Here is a 17,159-nt window from a genome sequence, read left to right as displayed (position 1 = left end):
GAGCAAGGAGATTCCAATGAATCCCACGGACGACCAACACGCGGCCTCACCGGCGCACGCCGCGTCCCTTCGCAACACCCAGGGACTCCTCTTCACCGAGGACCTGCCGGTCCTCGACGAGGACGCCGGTTACCGGGGCCCCGTCGTCTGCAAGGCGGCAGGCATCACCTACCGCCAGCTCGACTACTGGGCCCGTACGGGTCTGGTGGAACCGGCCGTGCGCGGTGCCAAGGGCTCGGGATCCCAGCGCCTCTACGGCTTTCGCGACATCCTGGTGCTCAAGGTCGTCAAGCGGCTGCTGGACACCGGTGTATCCCTGCAACAGATCCGGACTGCCGTCGGTCACCTTCGCGAGCGCGGGGTGGAAGACCTTGCCCAGATCACCTTGATGAGTGACGGCGCCTCGGTATATGAGTGCACGTCCGCAGACGAAGTGATTGACTTGGTCCAGGGGGGACAAGGCGTCTTCGGCATTGCCGTCGGGCGAGTGTGGCGCGAGGTCGAGGGATCCCTGTCGCAGCTGCCCAGTGAGCGTGCCACGGACTTCCCGGAGGACGAACTGGCTCTGCGTCGCGCCGCGAAGCGCTCCGCCAGCTAGGCCCGCACCAAGACACGAATTCTTGCGGACGGGATCGGATGCCGCCGCTGCGCCCAGGCGCAGGCAGGCAGCGTCCGACCCCGTCCATTTTTATGCCCGCCTTCGGCTTGGGAGAGCTCTGGCATGGTCCAATCCGCCCATAAAAAACCGCCCTTCACCGACCGGACATTGGCCAGGCGATGAGCGGAGCGGTTTTGAGGATGGGGACAGTGGTTCGAGGATTCGGTGAAGCGAAGACTAGCTGCGTTCCGGCTTCACAGCGGTATCGGTGATGTTGCGCAGCAACTCGTCAAAGAGCACCGCCGTTTTCTGCGCGGGCCTGCCCGGCCACTGGTGCACCGAGTAGGCGGCTCCCTGGATCTGCTGCCAGTCCGCGAACTCGGGAAGCTCGGGGCTCAGCACGGAGGTGCCAAACATGGAACGCATTTCGGTCAGGCGGAAGCGGTGCTCGTCGGAATCCTTGCGCACCCGGTTGGCGACCACGTCGATGCGGCCGAGGTCCGGCGCGTACTCCTTGCGGAACATTTCCAAGGCACGCTGCGTGCGCTCGGTACCGGCCACGGAGAACAGCGACGGTTCGGCAACCAGCAAGATACGGTCACTGGCGCTCCATGCCATCCGCGTTAGGCCATTGAGCGATGGCGGGCAGTCGATGAGCACGAGCGCGTAACCGGAGGTCTTGGAAAGCAGCTGGGTCAGCCGGCGCAAATCGCGGGCTCGCAGGTCGGGCCGGTCGTAGATGCCGGTGTAGGCGTCGCCGACTGCCACATCCAGCACCGGGACTCGAGTCAGCGAACGCTTGGAGACGGCCTTGGACTGCCAGGAGCTGGAAACGATGTTTTCGGACAGATTCGCCTTGCGCGCGGCCTTCAGCATTCGGCCGATGGTCATCTTGCCGTCGGCGCGCACTCCCAGACCGGTGCTGGCGTCGGCGTGCGGGTCCAAGTCGATCACGAGTGTGGGGATACCAGCGGCTAGGGCGGCCGAAGCGAGCCCCAATGTAACGGAGGTCTTCCCTACGCCACCTTTAAGGCTGCTAATGCTCACTACCTGCACGGAACGGACCACGCCCTTTTCTACTGTTAGTTGCTCACGTCTTAACGATTGGTTCCCTCAACATCATAATCGGCTTCTGGTTCCTTTGCCGCCACGGGTTCAAACGACCACCTGACACCACTGTTTCGTGCCTGCCGCAATCTTTTGCGATACGTGCGCCCCGTCACGGTAGTGTGTGACGTTGGGCGCCGAAACACACGTTCTGCCCCGCAAACACGAACTCAGACCCTGATATTCGTGCGTGTCATTCATCCCTATGTCATTTCGCAGGAGCGCCATGTTTAAGAAGATCTTGGTAGCCAATCGCGGCGAGATCGCAATTCGCGCCTTCCGCGCCGGCTACGAGCTGGGTGCGAAGACTGTCGCCGTTTACCCCTACGAGGATCGCAACTCGATCCACCGCCAGAAATCCGATGAGGCCTACCGGATTGGCGAAGAGGGCCACCCGGTCCGTGCCTACCTGGACGTTGAAGAGGTGATCCGCGTCGCCAAGGAAGCCGGCGCGGATGCCATTTACCCGGGCTACGGATTCCTTTCCGAGAATCCCGACCTGTCGCGGGCTGCCGCCGAAGCAGGCATCAAGTTCATCGGCCCGGCCGCCGAGGTCCTCGAACTGGCAGGCAACAAGGTTGCAGCGCTGCGCGCGGCACGCGCTGCGGGTATTCCGGTACTTGAGTCCTCGGAACCCAGTGACGACCTTGAGTACCTGACCGCCGAGGCCGACAAGATCGGGTTCCCGATCTTCGTCAAGGCAGTGGCAGGTGGCGGCGGCCGCGGCATGCGCCGCGTCGACACCCGTGACCAGCTGGCCGAATCGCTCTCGGCTGCTATGCGCGAGGCAGGGAGCGCCTTCGGCGACCCGACGGTGTTCCTGGAGCAGGCCGTGCTGCGCCCGCGCCACATCGAGGTCCAGATCCTGGCCGATGAGCACGGCAACATCGTGCACCTCTTTGAGCGGGACTGCTCGCTGCAGCGCCGCCACCAGAAGGTCATCGAAATTGCCCCGGCACCGAACCTGGACGAGAACATCCGCCAGGCGCTCTACGCCGACGCGGTGAAGTTCGCCAAGGCGCTGAACTACCAGAACGCCGGAACCGTGGAGTTCCTGGTCGACACCGTGGGCGAGCGCGCTGGACAGCACGTGTTCATCGAGATGAACCCGCGCATCCAGGTCGAGCACACGGTCACCGAGGAAATCACCGACGTCGACCTGGTGCAGGCGCAGATGCGCATTGCCGCCGGCGAGACCCTGGAAGACCTGGGCATCCGCCAGGACGAGCTGCAGATCCGCGGCGTTGCCCTGCAATCGCGCATCACCACCGAGGACCCGGCCAACGGCTTCCGCCCGGACGTGGGAACCATCACGGTTTACCGCTCCGCCGGCGGCTCGGGCGTGCGCCTGGACGGCGGCACCATCTACACCGGCGCCGAGGTCTCCCCGCACTTCGACTCGATGCTGGTCAAGCTCACCTGCCGCGGTCGCGACTTCGCCACCGCGGTGGCCAGGGCCCGCCGTGCGTTGGCCGAGTTCCGTGTCCGCGGCGTGACCACCAACATCCCGTTCCTGATGAACGTGCTCGACGACCCGGCCTTCCTGGCCGGGGAAGCAGCCACAGACTTCATCGACAAGCACCCGGAGCTCTTGGCCGGGAAGAAGTCCCAGGACCGCGGCACCAAGGCACTGGCGTTCCTGGCCGATGTCACCGTCAACCAGCCCAACGGCGCCCGCGTCGAGGGCATCGACCCGCGCAAGAAGCTTCCGGCATTCCCGGGGGACAAGTCCACCGAGCCGGAGCGCAGCCCGTTCGACGGTCCCTCGGACCAGGCACCGCCCGCCGGCTGGCGCCAGCGCCTGCTGGAACTTGGCCCGGAGGGCTTCGCCAAGGCGTTGCGCGACTCGACGGCGGTGGCCGTCACGGACACCACCTTCCGCGACGCCCACCAGTCGTTGCTGGCCACCCGCGTGCGCACCCGTGACCTGCTGGCCGCGGCACCCGCCTACGCGCACGTGATGCCACAGCTCTTCTCCATGGAGGTCTGGGGAGGCGCGACCTACGATGTGTCGCTGCGCTTCCTGGGCGAGGACCCGTGGGAGCGCCTGGCGCTGCTGCGCGCCGAGCTGCCGAACATCCCGCTGCAGATGCTGCTGCGCGGACGCAACACCGTGGGCTACACCCCGTACCCGACCGAGGTCACCGACGCCTTCGTGAAGGAAGCGGCGGCCACCGGCATCGACATCTTCCGCATCTTCGATGCGCTGAACGACGTCTCGCAGATGGCCCCGGCCATCAAGGCGGTCCGGGAGACCGGCACCGCGGTGGCCGAGGTGGCCCTGTGCTACACCGGCAACCTGCTGGACCCGGCCGAAGACCTGTACACGCTGGATTACTACCTGAACCTGGCTCAGCAGATCGTGGACGCCGGGGCGCACATCCTGGCGATCAAGGACATGGCCGGCCTGTTGCGCCCTGCCGCGGCGGCGAAGCTTGTCACCGCCCTGCGCGAGCGCTTCGACCTGCCGGTGCACCTGCACACCCACGACACCGCCGGAGGCCAGTCGGCCACGTTGCTGGCGGCCATCAACGCCGGGGTCGACGCCGTGGACGTCGCCGCTGCATCGATGTCGGGGACCACCTCCCAGCCATCGGCCTCCGCGCTGATCGCGGCGCTGGAGAACACCGAGCGCGACACGGGCATCTCCCTGGAGGCCGCAGCTTCGCTGGAACCCTACTGGGAATCGGTGCGCTCCATGTACTCCCCGTTCGAATCCGGGCTTGCCGCCCCGACCGGCCGCGTCTATCGCCACGAGATCCCCGGGGGCCAGCTCTCCAACCTGCGCCAGCAGGCCATCGCGCTGGGCCTGGGCGAGCGCTTCGAGGCCATCGAGGACATGTACACCGCGGCCAACGCCATCCTGGGCCGCCTGGTCAAGGTGACCCCGTCCTCCAAGGTGGTCGGCGACCTCGCCCTGCAGCTGGTGGGCATGGGCGTGGACCCGGCCGAGTTCGAGAAGGACCCGAAGTCCTTCGACATCCCGGACTCGGTCATCCAGTTCCTCTCCGGGGAACTGGGCGATCCTCCGGGAGGCTGGCCGGAGCCGTTCCGTTCCAAGGCCCTGGAGGGCCGCGTCGTGCGCCCGCACGTCGAGGAGCTTTCGGCCGAGGACTCGGACGCGCTGAACGCAGATTCGGCCACCCGCCGCGCCACGCTGAACCGCCTGCTCTTTGCCGGCCCGACCCGCGACTTTGCCGCGAGCGTGGAGAACTACGGGGACCTGTCGGTCCTGCACACCCGCGACTACCTCTACGGCCTGGTCAAGGGCCGCGAGCATGTGGTGTCCCTGGGCAAGGGCGTGCGCCTGCTGGTCATCCTGCAGTCGATTTCCGAGCCCGACGAGAAGGGCCTGCGCACCGTGACGGTGACGCTCAACGGCCAGTCCCGCCAGCTGATGGTGCGCGACGAATCGGTGGAATCCACGGTGGTTGCCGCGGAGAAGGCCGACTCGGCGAACCCCGGGCATGTTGCGGCTCCGTTCGCCGGCGCCGTCACCGCCCAGGTGGCCGTGGGCGACCGCATCGAAGTCGGCGGCACCGTCGCCACCATCGAGGCCATGAAGATGGAGGCCGGGATCACCTCCACGGTCGCCGGCACCGTGGCCCGCCTCGCGATCGCCGGCACCGCCCAGGTGCAGGGCGGGGACCTACTGGTGGTCATCGACCCGGCATAGCCACACGGTGCCGGCCATCCCTTGGGGGCCGGCACCGCAAACAAGCATGCAACGCGCGCGAGGATGGACCCGCCCGCCCCGATTCCGAGGGCCTGGGACGGGTCCATCCTCACTTGCGTGTTAGGGTGCCAATTGCCAGTGGATGCACCAGCGGCAACGAACAGGCGGCGAACCAAACCCGGAACGCCGTTGGAAGGAGTGGGATCCATGGCCATCAAACGTGCAGGCTTTATTTCACGGATATTCGCGCGGCTGTCACGGTCGGCGCGGACGGAATCCGGATCCGCCGGCGACGTTGCGCCGGCCAAACCCGCCCCTGTCGACACCCCCGGACCGACACCCCCGGATACCACCGGGAGCCAGTCGCCGTCACCTGCCGGTGAACCCGCAGCCACTCACGCAGAAGCCCGGCCCGCGGCCAAAACGGGGGATGGATCCGCACAGGAAGCCCCGGCGACCGAGGCACCGGCGACCGAAGCACCGGCAGTCGAAGCCCCGGCGCTCCCGACAGCGCAGTCCGACGAACCTGCCGATGCTGACATGACCCTCCCCGCATCCGGAGATCTTCCGGAGAACGACGCCGACATCCACGCCGACACCCACGTTGACACCCAGGCGGACACGGTGCCGGAGCAAGGAACGCCGGAGCCATCCGCTTCCGCAGCATCCGAGGCCCCCGAACCCACAGCAGCCCCGGCACCGATTTCCCGCGACCACAAGGTCATCACGGTGCTCTCGCTGGTCGAGCATGCCGGCGCCGCGACGCTGGCCGCAGCCCTCGAGCGCCGGACCGACGGCAAGGAATGGCGGTTCCGGACTGCAGGCCCCGGCCTGGCCCGCGCCGCTTTTGCCGGAATGCTGGGTGACACAGATGCGCTGGTGCTCGTCTGCCCGCCGGACCCGGGCATGACCGCGGAGCTGGGGGAGAAGCTGCGCTGGCTTGAAGCCAACGGCAGGCCGGACCTGCCGGCGCGCACGCTCTTCGCGATCAACATCGGAGCGGCGGAGAGGGGGGAGCTGCAGCTCCCGGCGGACCTTGACCGGCCGGTGATCCTGTTGCCCTTTGACCCGGCGCTGTCCCTCCCCGCGACGGTGTCAAGGGCTCCGCGCCGGGCGGCACGTCAGGCAATCGACCAACTTGTCCACGAAATTTCCACCATCTTTCAGGAGCACTAGGCACCCACCATGACACATTACGACCTGGCAATCATCGGATCCGGATCCGGCAACTCGTTGATCACCGAGCACTGGGACGGCAAGAAGGTGGCGATCATCGATGCCGGCACCTTCGGCGGCACCTGCCTGAACGTCGGCTGCATCCCCACCAAGATGTTCGTCTACCCGGCACAGCTGGCGGCTTCCGTCGCCGAGGCCAAGCGCCTGGGCGTGTCGATGACGTTCGAGGGGGCCGACTGGGCCGGCCTGCGGGATCGGATCTTCGGACGCATCGACTCCATTTCCGAATCCGGCAAGAACTACCGGGCCCACGAGCTGGAGAACGTCACGCTCTACACCGAGCACGTTTCCTTCATCTCGCGCACCGAGTTGAACACGGCCGGCGGTCAGAGCATCACTGCGGACAACATCGTCATCGCCACCGGATCGCGCGCGGTCCTGCCCGAGGTCCCCGGCATCGACCTGCCCGGCGTGCACACCTCAGACACCGTCATGCGCCTGGACGAGCTGCCTCGGCGCATGGTGATCCTGGGCGGCGGCTACATTGCCAGCGAATTCGCAGCGGTCTTCTCCGCGTTGGGCAGCGAGGTCATCCAGGTGAATCGCTCCGGCGCCCTGATGCGCCAACAGGACGCCGACATTTCAGCTGCCTTCACCCAGGCCGCCACCAAGCGCTGGGGCGTGGAGCTCAATGCGGCGGTGCAGGGCATCGAGAAGCACGGGGACGGGCTGCTGGTCCGCCTCGAGCGTGACGGGAAGCCGCTGGAGATGGCAGCCGACGTGGTGCTGGTGGCCACCGGCCGGACGCCGAACACCGACCGGCTTGGCGTGGCCGACCTCGGGTTCGACCTGCGGGATGACGGCTCGCTGGTCGTTGACGAATACCAGCGCGTGCTGGCTTCTGGAGAGCCCGTGCAGGGCATCTTCGGACTGGGCGACGCGGCGAATATCGAGCAGCTCAAGCACGTGGCAAACCGCGAGGCGCGCGTGGTGGCCCACAACCTGGAGAACCCCGACGCCATGCGCCCCATGGACCGCCGGGCAGTGCCAGCGGCGGTGTTCAGCAACCCGCAGATCGCCTCCGTCGGTGCCACCGAGGCCCAGGCCCGGGCCGAGCACGGGGACGAGGCCGTGCTCTCGGTCATCCAGCCCTACGGCTCCACCGCCTACGGCTGGGCCATGGAGGACGAAGAGGGCATCGTGAAGCTGCTGGCCTGCAAGGACACCGGACTCCTGCTGGGAGCGCACATCATGGGCCATGAGGCCTCGCTGCTGATCCAGCCGCTCATCCAGGCGATGGTCAGTGGAATGTCGGTCAACACCATGGCACGCGAGCCGTTCTGGATCCACCCGGCGCTGAGCGAGGTCGTGGAAAACGCCCTGCTGGGCCTCGGCGTGCCGGTCGGCGACTCCGACCCGTTGTAGGAGCAACCGGGCAAGGGCAAAAGACGCGCGGCTTGGAGCCCGCGTAGATGTCCTCGAGCACCGCCTCGTAGTCCTTGAGCACCTGGGCGCGCTTGATCTTCAGCGACGGGGTCAGGTGCCCCGAGTCCTCGGTGAAGTCGGTGGGCACGATGCGGAACTCCTTGATGGCCTCGGCGCGCGAGACCGCGCCGTTGGCCTTCTCCACCAGCGCGGCAATCGCGTCGCGGACCTGCGGCAGCTCTGCGGCCTGGGCCACCGTCGTCTCGGCCGGAAGGTGGTGGCGCTGCAGCCAGCCCGGAAGCGCATCCGCGTCCAGGGTGATGAGCGCGGCGATGAACGGGCGGGCATCGCCGACCACGACGCACTGGGAGACCAGGGCGTCGGCACGGATCTGGTCCTCCAGCAGTGCCGGGATCACGTTCTTGCCGCTGGCGGTGACGATGATTTCCTTCTTGCGTCCGGTGATGCGCAGGAAGCCGTCGGCGTCCAGCTCGCCGATGTCCCCGGTACGGAACCAGCCATCGGAGAAGGTCTCCGCCTCGAGGTCCGGGCGGTTGTAGTACCCGCGCATCACGCAGAAGCCCTTGGCCAGGATCTCGCCGTCCTGGGCGATCCGCACGGCGTTGCCGGGCAGCGGGCGCCCCACGGTGCCGATCTTCAAGTTCTTGGGGGTGTTCACCGTGATCGGGGCGGTGGTCTCGGTCAGGCCGTAACCCTCAAGCACCGTGAGTCCGATGCCGTGGAAGAAGTGCCCCAGTCGTTCGCCCAGCGGGGCGCCGCCGGAGACCGCGTGCACGACCTTCCCGCCCATCGCGGCGCGGATCTTGCCGTACAGCAGCACGTCGAAGAGCTTGTGCTTGAGCTTGAGGCCCAGCGGGACCTTGCCCTCCTGCTCGGCGCGGGAGAAGGCAATGGCGGTGTCGGCGCCGGCGTGGAAGATCTTGCCCTTGCCGGCGTCCTCGGCCTTGAGCATCGAGGAGTTGTAGACCTTCTCGAACACGCGCGGCACCGCGAGGATGAAGTTGGGCTGGAAGGACTGCAGGTCGGGCAGCAGGTTCTTCACGTCGGCGGTGTGGGCCACCTTGACCCCGCCGGCTACGGCGAGCACCGAGATGTAGCGGGCGAAGACGTGGGCCAGCGGCAGGAACATGATGGTTGCGGCGCCCGGGTAGACGACCTCGGGAAGCTCGGCGGCGGCGTTGTCGCTGAGCTCGACGAAGTTCGAGTGGGTCAGCTCGCAGCCCTTGGGCCGCCCGGTGGTGCCGGAGGTGTAGATGATGGTGGCCAGCGAGTCCAGCCCGGCGGCCGAGCGACGCTCCTCCAAGACCGCGTCGTCAACGTCCTTGCCGGCCTCGCGCAGGGCATCGAGCCCGTTGCCGTCCATCTGCCACACATGTTCCAGCTTCTCCAGGCCTTCCTGGTGGGCGGCCTGGCGCACGACGGTCTCATGGCGCGGGGCCTCCACGACGGCGGCAACGGCGTGGGAATCGCCCAGGATCCAGGCGACCTGGCTGGGGGAGGAGGTCTCGTAGACCGGAACCGTGACGCAGCCGGCGAACCAGATGGCGAAGTCGACGAGCGTCCACTCGTAGCGGGTGCGGGCCATCAGGCCGATGCGTGCCCCCGGTGCGATGCCGGAGGCGATGAACCCCTTGGCCAGGGCGGAGGCCTCCGCCGCGAACTCCGAGGCCGGCATGTCGATCCAGGTCCCGTTCGGGCCCGGCTTGGACAGCAGCGCCGGGTCGGCGGCGGACCGGGCATGGCGCAGGAGCAGGTCGGTGATGTTGGTCTGCGGCGGGTTCTCCACCAGCGGAGGGACGGCTAATTCCTGCATTTGGAGCTCCTTCGGTTCCGGGGCGGTGTTGGGCGTGCCCGCCAACCCCTCTTCCCCCATGTCACCCATCATAGTGGTTCGGGTCACACATTGTTTACTGACAGGTAACTTACGGGTATTTGCCACGCTTCGCAACAAATTCCCGCGCGGCTACACGCGGGCACCGTCGTCGCCGTCCTGCCGGTGGCGCGGCAAGCGGGCGAAGAGGAACACCGCGGCGGCCACCGCCACCACGACCAGCCCGATCCACAGCGGCATGGGTGCCCGTCGCCAGAAGATGGCCAACAGCAGCAGTGCGATCGGGGCGCCCGCGGCGCAGGACCAGGCCAGGGTCAACAGCGGGTTTCCCGACCCCAGGGCCGGTGGATCCTCCGGGACAAAGGAGCCTTCGTCCTCGTCGGGCAGGTCGTGGTCGCGCGGACCGGACAGCGCCGGGTGCATGCTGAAGAGCCCCGGGTCCACACCGCGCGGGGCGACGGAGCCCGGCACCGGGGGCGCGGGGGAGTCGCCGGAAACGGGTTCCGTGGGATCGCCGGGCGTCGCCTCCAGCCGGCGGACCAGGTCTTCCCACACCGAATCGTCGGAATCGCCGGATTCGGCCGGCTCGTGCATGGGGTTGGTCATGGCTTGCTGTCTTCAACTTCCTGGAAGAACGCGATGGAACGGGCGAAGATCGACTCCGCCTCATAGTCAAGCGTGGCCACGTGGCGGCTGCGAGTCAACCGGTTCACCTCAAGGTGGACACCGGCATCGAGCCGGGCGCACAACACGTCCAGGCTGGATTCGGGCACCACGTTGTCGGTGTTTGAGCGGAACACGAGGACCGGGGCCTTGACCTGCGGCAACCGACTGATGGTCTCCCTGAAGAGCTTGCGCAGCTCATGCACCCCCGCGACCGGGGTGCGGGCGTAGGCGTGCTCGTCTCCACCTGGCTTGGCGATGTCGTTGGCGATCCCCGCGACGGTCGGGGACAGATGGCGCAGCACCCCGGTGAAGGGCGCCAACGGGGAGGCCAGGGTCAGCCCGGGGTTCACCAGCGCGAGTCCTGCCACCGCATGGGTCGATGCCAGGTGCAGGGCCAGGGCGCCGCCCATGGAAAGCCCGGCGACGTACACGCGCCGGTGCGTGGCGGCCAGCGTCGCAAATTCCTGTCGCACGGCATCGATGATCGCGGTGTGCTTCACGGCGGCCAGATCCTGCCAACGCGTGCCGTGACCGGGCAGCAGCGGCAGGCTGACGGTGTATCCGGCATCCGCGAAGGCCCCGGCCCAGGGCAGCAGTCCCGCCGGGCCGGCCGTGAATCCGTGGAGCACCAGGACGGCCGCGCCGTTTGTCCCGGTGTGGTGGAACGGAGCGTTGGGGCCGGGGGCCGCTGGCGTCTCTGGCATGGGGAGCGTGCTCCTGCGAGGATCGGAGGGGTCTGGGACACCTGCTTCGGACGTCACCGCGTCGTGCCAAGTGTGACCCATGGCGTAGTTTTGCCTACAGTTAGAGCCTAACCGAGAACCACGTGATCAACACCAGGTCTCCGGGCATGTCCCGGGGCTCCGCGCGCACGGTTTCTCGGTGGAGTCCCGCACCACTCTCGGCCCGGAAGGCGTTCCAAGCATGTTCTACCAATTTATGAAGCGGTTCATCGTGGGGCCGCTCGTAAACGTGTTCTTCCGCCCGTGGGTCAAGGGGCTGGAAAACATTCCTGCCTCCGGCGGCGCGATCCTGGCCAGCAACCACCTCTCGGTCTCCGACTCGATCTTCCTGCCCGTGGCCGTGAGCCGCCCGGTGATCTTCCTGGCGAAGATGGACTACTTCACCGGCAAGGGCCCCAAGGGACGGGTGACCGCCTGGTTCTTCCGGATGATCAACCAGCTGCCGATGGACCGCTCCGGCGGGGCGGCAAGCGCAAACTCCCTGGGCGCCGGGGCCCAGGCGCTTGTCGACGGAAGCCTGCTGGGCATCTACCCCGAGGGCACCCGCAGCCCCGACGGGCGCCTGTACCGCGGCAAGCTCGGGGTCGCCAAGCTCGCCCTGGAAGCCGGGGTCCCTGTCATCCCGATCGCCATGATCGGCACCGACAAGGTCCAGCCCATCGGCAAGCGCGTCCCGAACATCCGGCGCGTCGGCATGATCATCGGCGAACCGCTGGATTTCTCCCGCTACGCAGGAATGAGCGAGGACCGCTTTGTCCAGCGCTCGGTGGTCGACGAGATCATGTACGCGATCATGCGACTCTCCGGACAGGAATACGCCGACACCTATGCCGCCACCGTCAAGGCGCAGCTGGATGCCGAACGTCGCGAGGCCGGCAAGAAGAAATAGCTTCCTCCCCCCGCAGGGCCCGGCACTGTGAACCCGTCGACTCCGAGGGTTACGCACTGAATGTCCCGCGGACCCGAAAGCGGTTTACCCTTAGAGGGTGACTCAGCTATCTTCGACTTCCTCAATGTCCGGACGATCCCCGGCCGGTCCCGCTGCCGACCCCGCACTGGACATCTGGCGCACCTTGCCCATCGCCCAGCAGCCGACCTGGAGCGAGCACCCGCACTATGCCAAGTCCGTGTCCGAACTCGGCTCACGTCCGCCGCTGGTTTTCGCCGGCGAAGTCGACGTGCTGCGCGAGCGCCTGGCCGAGGCCGCACAGGGACGGGCCTTCCTGCTCCAGGGCGGCGACTGCGCCGAGACCTTCGACGGTGCCACCGCCGACAAGATCTCCGCACGGGTGAAGACCATCCTGCAGATGGCAGTCGTGCTGACCTACGGCGCATCGATGCCGGTCATCAAGATGGGGCGCATGGCCGGGCAGTTCGCCAAGCCGCGTTCCTCCAACGACGAGACCCGCGACGGGGTGACCCTGCCGGCATTCCGCGGCGACATCGTCAACGGCTACGAGTTCACTCCCGAGTCCCGTGCCCACGACCCGCGGCGCATGGTGGAGGCCTACAACACCTCCTCGGCCACGCTGAACCTGATCCGCGCTTTCACCCAGGGCGGCTTTGCCGACCTGCGCTCCGTGCACTCCTGGAACGCGGGCTTCATGGCCAACCCGGCGCACACCGCCTACGAGCAGCTTGCCGGCGAGATCGACCGCGCGGTGCGCTTCATGGATGCGTGCGGCGCCGACTTCGAGGCACTGAAGCGCACCGAGTTCTTCGCTTCCCACGAGGCCCTGCTGCTTGACTACGAGCGTGCGCTGACCCGCACCGACTCGCGCACCGAGCTGCCCTACGACACCTCCGGCCACTTCCTGTGGATCGGTGAGCGCACCCGCCAGCTCGACGGCGCGCACGTCGACTTCCTCTCCCGCGTGCGCAACCCGATCGGCGTGAAGCTCGGCCCGACCACCTCGCCTGAAGACGCCCTGGCGCTCATCGACAAGCTGGACCCGAACCGCGAACCGGGGCGCCTGACCTTCATCACCCGCATGGGTGCGAAGAACATCCGCGAGAAGCTGCCGAACCTGGTCGAGAAGGTCACGGCCTCCGGAGCCCAGGTCCTTTGGGTCACCGACCCGATGCACGGCAACACCGTCACCAGTGAAAACGGCTACAAGACCCGCAAGTTCGACGACGTCATGGACGAGGTCCGCGGCTTCTTCGAGGTCCACGACTCGCTGGGCACCTACCCCGGCGGCCTGCACGTGGAAATGACCGGCGACGATGTGGCCGAGTGCCTCGGCGGTGCCGACCCGATCCGCCAGGAACAGTTCGACGATCTTTACGAGTCGGTCTGCGACCCGCGCCTGAACCACAAGCAGTCCCTGGAAATGGCCTTCCTGGTCTCCGGGGCACTGGCCAAGCGCGGGGTCCGCGGCTAGCCGCAACACGCACCGACCGCAAGACAATGGCCGGGTTCCTTCACCCTGATACACAGGGAAAGGAACCCGGCCATTGCTGTTTTCCGCGGGTGATGGATCGCTCTGAACTCCGGCAGTGCCGGACGCTGCGCGATCAGCGTCAGCGGGAGCCCGGGGCTGCCGCTGCTAGACCACGACCAGCTTGATGGTCGAGTCCTCCGGTGCCTTGCCATTGGCGGGACTTTGCGAACGAACAGTCCCAAAGAACCCACCCAGCAACTCCTCGACTTGGACCTTGAAGCCCAGGGACTCGAGCTCCCGGCGTGCCTCAGCGAGCTGCTTGCCCTGCATGTTGGGTACCTCGATCATCCGCGGCCCGCGGGAAACCACGTATTCGACGGTGGATCCGCGCTCGACCTGGCCGCCGGAAGGCTGCTGCGAAATGATTGCACCTTCCGGCACCGAGGTGCTGTATTCCTTTCCGGAGGATTTGCCCTTCAGCCCGGCCTGTTTCAGTTCGGAATCCGCCTGCTGGGGGGACATGCCGGCAAGCACCGGGACGTCCACCGGGGCCGGTCCACGGGACACTGTCAGCCCGACCTTGGTGCCGCGGCGCAGCTTTTCCCCTGTCTCCGGATCATGGCCGAGCACCACGCCCTCGGCGACTTCCTCGGAGTATTTCTTCGAGACCTTTCCGGCTGCCAGGTTTGCGGCCTTCAGGTCCTTCTCGGCCGCGGCCTGCGTGCGGCCGGTCAGGTTCGGGACGGAGAAAAGCTCGGGACCCTTGGAGACCAAGAGCTGGAGCCCTTGAAATCGGCGGATCGTTTCCCCTGCGGCGGGTTCACTTCCAACCACGAGGCCACGCTCAAGCTTGTCGTCGAATACCTCGCGGGTGCCGGCCTGGACGCCGGTGTCCGACAGGCGTTGCACCGCCTCGCTGCCGGTGACCCCGGTCAGTGTCGGGATCGTGAAGGGGGCCCCGGGGCCCATGCCAAAGAATAGGCCGACGGCGGCAACGATTGCTGCCAGGAGCGTCAGCAGGACCCCGAAGAGCCACTTGCGGCGCGTCGGGATCCGGGAATCCAGCTGGCGGGTGGGGATCTGCGCGTCTTTTCGCCACGCAATGTCGGCAGCCTTGTCGTTCCTCTTGGCCTGCCGCGCGGAAACCGGTCGCTGGAGCTGAGCCTGCAGCGCCTGGGTGTGGCCCTGGTCCACTTGCTGGGTGGAGGAGAATGAACCGGCCAGCACCTGCGTGTGGTCCGAACCGCTTGCCAGCACGGTGGTGTCGTCCGTAGAGGGAGTAGCCTCGTCGCCGGAAGCGGCTGACAATGCCATGGTGGCGGCATCGCCGGAAGCCCGGCCGGCGGCTGCGGAGTCACGGTATTCCTGGGCCAGTGCAAGGCGGTCGTGGACGGTGGTGTGGGCGGAAGTCGCCGGCGGAATCAGGTCCTTGAGCCCGCCAAGGGTTTCGGAGCCCAGGTCGAGCTGGTTCGGAGTGAGCGAATCATGGATCTGCTTGAGGTCGCTGAGCAGGAACGAAGCGTTCTGCGGCCGGTCCTCCGGGTCCTTGTTGGTGCAATAGGCCACCAACTCGTCGATCTCCGGGGAAAGTCCTGGCACGATCGCCGAGGGCGGCGGGACATCGTCGTTGATGTGCTTGAAGGCCAGCCCGTAGGCGCTTTCCGCGGTGAAGGGCTGGCGCCCGGTGAGCAGCTCATAGGCGATGATCCCGACGGCGTAGATGTCGCTGCGCTCGTCTGACGGTTCACCCTTGGCCAGCTCGGGGGAGATGTACGCGGCGGTGCCGAAGAAGTTGGTGGCATTGGTGTGGGCCGAGGCGGCGCGCGCCAGCCCGAAGTCGGCGACCTTGATGCGACCCTCGTCCGAAATCAACACGTTGGCCGGCTTCATATCGCGGTGCACGATGCCTTCCTCGTGCGCCACCGACAAGCCGGTGCAGATGGCCTGCAACACCACCAATGCCTGGCGCGGGGTGTAGCGCCCTCGGGAAGCGAGCGACTCGCGCAGATTCAGCCCGCGCACGTATTCCATGACCAGGTAGGCGGTGGTGCCCGAAACGTGGTGGTCGCGTATACCCACGATGTTGTCGTGGGTGAGACCGGCGGCAATGATCGCCTCCGAGGCGAATCGCTCAAGGACGACGGGGTCGGAAGCCAGATGCGCGTGCAGGATCTTCACGGCGACGGTGCGGTGCAGCCTCACGTCCATGGCGCGGTACACGGTGGACATTCCGCCGTCGGCGATGCGGGCATCGAGCCGATAGCGTTCATCAAGCGTCGTGCCTATGCGGGGGTCGGTGTGTGGCTCTGTCACTTATCGATGGTAACCAGTGCTAGGGGGTGGGTGGAGTCCGCAACACGGGAACGGCGAGGTTCTTGCGCTGCCCGTGTTGCCCGGCTTGAAGCCGAAATGCAGGTGAGGGGCCGGTTCCCGTGGAACCGACCCCTCACGTGAAGGTGCTGTGATGCACCGATCAGCCTAGGAGGCTCGACGAGCCCGTGCTGCCCGGCGTTTGAGCGCCCGGCGCTCGTCTTCGCTCATGCCGCCCCAAACACCTGCATCCTGGCCGGATTCGATGGCCCAGGCCAGGCAGGTGTCCACTACGGGACACCGTCGGCAGACACTCTTGGCTTCTTCAATCTGGAGCAGGGCCGGTCCGGTGTTTCCTACCGGGAAGAAAAGTTCCGGGTCCTTGTCCAGACAGGCCGCGCGGCTACGCCAATCCATGCTTGATGATGCTCCTTGTGTCTAGGAAAAGTGAGGGGATTGCCCAGCATAAAAAGCCGGGACAAAAGCAGCGCGGCGGGAAAAATGCCTTACCCGAACGACTGCCTAACAAGGTTTTCATGTTACGTTCACGTAAACAAGAGTCCTGTGTTGCAAATACCTCCACAACCTTGAGTGCTTGGTCACAAGCACCGGTTTTACGGGTCTGACTAACAGGTTTCCACCTCTGTGACAAGGGCATTTTTTGCCTCATTGTGTGGTCGTTTGTCACACCCGGGCAGGCTCCGGCTTTGGCCTCGGGAAGGCTGCGCATACTAGATTTGGGGAGTGATGAACCAGCCAGCGCCAAAGCCCGTCCGCCCCGCGATCCAACGCCGCCCGATCTCGGTGCTACTCGTTTCCGGGCTTTTGGTCCTCGAGGGCCTCGCCGTTCTCTTCTATGCTTTCACCTACGCCATGGCGCTGGGCCAGGCCGGTGCGTTGGGCATGGGAGCCCGCATCTTCATGCTCGTTTTGATCGCAGCAGCAGGCGTCTGGCAGTTGCTGGTGGCGCACCACTTCTTCCGGGCGCGGGCCTGGACGCGTGCGGCGGTCCTGATGTGGCAGGTCTTCCAGATCATCCTGGCGATTCCCTACTTCCAAACCGGAGATACGCTCATGGCTTGGCTGTGGCTGGTTCCCGCCGCCCTGATCATCGTCCTCATCTTCGACCCGCGCACCACCGCGTTCCTGGGCGATCGTCCCTCATTCGACGCCGAGCCCGAAAGCTGACCGTCGACACTTTCCGGGGCCGGTCCCGCTCGCA

General features: G+C 66.6%; 13 protein-coding genes. 7 read left to right on the top strand and 6 right to left on the bottom strand.

Going from position 1 to position 17,159, the window contains the following annotated elements; all coding sequences use genetic code 11:
• The first annotated feature begins 16 nt into the window (after nucleotides 1-16).
• On the top strand, nucleotides 17-598 hold the full coding sequence (locus tag OIU93_RS14360) for a MerR family transcriptional regulator (protein ID WP_264270760.1): 582 nt from the start codon (nucleotides 17-19) through the stop codon (nucleotides 596-598).
• Between the two features lie 237 nt (nucleotides 599-835).
• Here OIU93_RS14360 and OIU93_RS14355 read toward each other — a convergent pair whose 3' ends face one another.
• Nucleotides 836-1,654 carry a ParA family protein gene (locus OIU93_RS14355; protein ID WP_372342935.1) on the bottom strand — a complete coding sequence of 273 codons (819 nt, stop codon included), beginning with the start codon at nucleotides 1,652-1,654 and terminating at the stop codon, nucleotides 836-838.
• A gap of 277 nt (nucleotides 1,655-1,931) precedes the next feature.
• On the opposite strand from OIU93_RS14355, the gene OIU93_RS14350 reads away from it, so the two are divergent.
• The 3 genes from OIU93_RS14350 to OIU93_RS14340 all read left to right on the top strand — a co-directional run bounded on the left by OIU93_RS14350 (nucleotide 1,932) and on the right by OIU93_RS14340 (nucleotide 7,982).
• Nucleotides 1,932-5,381: a pyruvate carboxylase gene (locus OIU93_RS14350; RefSeq protein WP_264270758.1), complete on the top strand. Its 3,450-nt coding sequence runs from the start codon at nucleotides 1,932-1,934 to the stop codon at nucleotides 5,379-5,381.
• Nucleotides 5,382-5,588: 207 nt separating this feature from the next.
• A complete protein-coding gene (locus tag OIU93_RS14345) occupies nucleotides 5,589-6,557 on the top strand; it encodes a hypothetical protein (RefSeq protein ID WP_264270757.1) in 969 nt (322 codons plus the stop codon).
• Nucleotides 6,558-6,566: 9 nt separating this feature from the next.
• Nucleotides 6,567-7,982: a mycothione reductase gene (locus OIU93_RS14340; RefSeq protein ID WP_264270756.1), complete on the top strand. Its 1,416-nt coding sequence runs from the start codon at nucleotides 6,567-6,569 to the stop codon at nucleotides 7,980-7,982.
• On the opposite strand, the gene OIU93_RS14335 is transcribed toward OIU93_RS14340, so the two are convergent.
• From OIU93_RS14335 to OIU93_RS14325, 3 genes are all read right to left on the bottom strand, one after another.
• Nucleotides 7,873-9,816 (bottom strand): long-chain fatty acid--CoA ligase, encoded by a 1,944-nt coding sequence (locus tag OIU93_RS14335; RefSeq protein WP_264270755.1) that lies wholly within the window; start codon nucleotides 9,814-9,816, stop codon nucleotides 7,873-7,875. The two genes, OIU93_RS14340 and OIU93_RS14335, sit on opposite strands and share 110 nt — an antisense overlap.
• A 150-nt stretch (nucleotides 9,817-9,966) precedes the next feature.
• Nucleotides 9,967-10,440: a hypothetical protein gene (locus OIU93_RS14330; protein WP_264270754.1), complete on the bottom strand. Its 474-nt coding sequence runs from the start codon at nucleotides 10,438-10,440 to the stop codon at nucleotides 9,967-9,969.
• A complete protein-coding gene (locus tag OIU93_RS14325) occupies nucleotides 10,437-11,204 on the bottom strand; it encodes a carboxylesterase (RefSeq protein ID WP_264270753.1) in 768 nt (255 codons plus the stop codon). The genes OIU93_RS14330 and OIU93_RS14325 overlap by 4 nt, the downstream gene beginning before the upstream one ends.
• Before the next feature lie 220 nt (nucleotides 11,205-11,424).
• Between OIU93_RS14325 and OIU93_RS14320 the strand changes: the two genes are divergently transcribed.
• Together OIU93_RS14320 and OIU93_RS14315 are read left to right on the top strand one after the other, a co-directional pair.
• Complete coding sequence (locus OIU93_RS14320) at nucleotides 11,425-12,132, top strand: 1-acyl-sn-glycerol-3-phosphate acyltransferase (RefSeq protein WP_264270752.1); 708 nt, start codon at nucleotides 11,425-11,427, stop codon at nucleotides 12,130-12,132.
• Between the two features lie 124 nt (nucleotides 12,133-12,256).
• The gene (locus tag OIU93_RS14315) at nucleotides 12,257-13,627 is read left to right on the top strand and encodes a class II 3-deoxy-7-phosphoheptulonate synthase (protein WP_264270751.1); all 1,371 of its coding nucleotides are present in this window, start codon (nucleotides 12,257-12,259) and stop codon (nucleotides 13,625-13,627) included.
• A 165-nt stretch (nucleotides 13,628-13,792) separates the two neighbouring features.
• Here the strand turns inward: OIU93_RS14315 and OIU93_RS14310 are convergent, their stop codons facing one another.
• Together OIU93_RS14310 and OIU93_RS14305 are read right to left on the bottom strand one after the other, a co-directional pair.
• Nucleotides 13,793-15,940: a Stk1 family PASTA domain-containing Ser/Thr kinase gene (locus tag OIU93_RS14310; protein WP_264270750.1), complete on the bottom strand. Its 2,148-nt coding sequence runs from the start codon at nucleotides 15,938-15,940 to the stop codon at nucleotides 13,793-13,795.
• 165 nt (nucleotides 15,941-16,105) lie between these two features.
• Nucleotides 16,106-16,354 (bottom strand): WhiB family transcriptional regulator, encoded by a 249-nt coding sequence (locus OIU93_RS14305; protein ID WP_007271814.1) that lies wholly within the window; start codon nucleotides 16,352-16,354, stop codon nucleotides 16,106-16,108.
• Nucleotides 16,355-16,681: 327 nt separating this feature from the next.
• Between OIU93_RS14305 and OIU93_RS14300 the strand changes: the two genes are divergently transcribed.
• Complete coding sequence (locus OIU93_RS14300) at nucleotides 16,682-17,125, top strand: hypothetical protein (protein ID WP_264270749.1); 444 nt, start codon at nucleotides 16,682-16,684, stop codon at nucleotides 17,123-17,125.
• Nucleotides 17,126-17,159: the final 34 nt, after the last annotated feature.

This window comes from Paeniglutamicibacter sp. ZC-3 (genome assembly GCF_025847175.2).
Taxonomy (GTDB): Bacteria; Actinomycetota; Actinomycetes; order Actinomycetales; family Micrococcaceae; genus Paeniglutamicibacter; species Paeniglutamicibacter sulfureus.
This window is presented reverse-complemented; position numbering and strand designations above follow the sequence as displayed.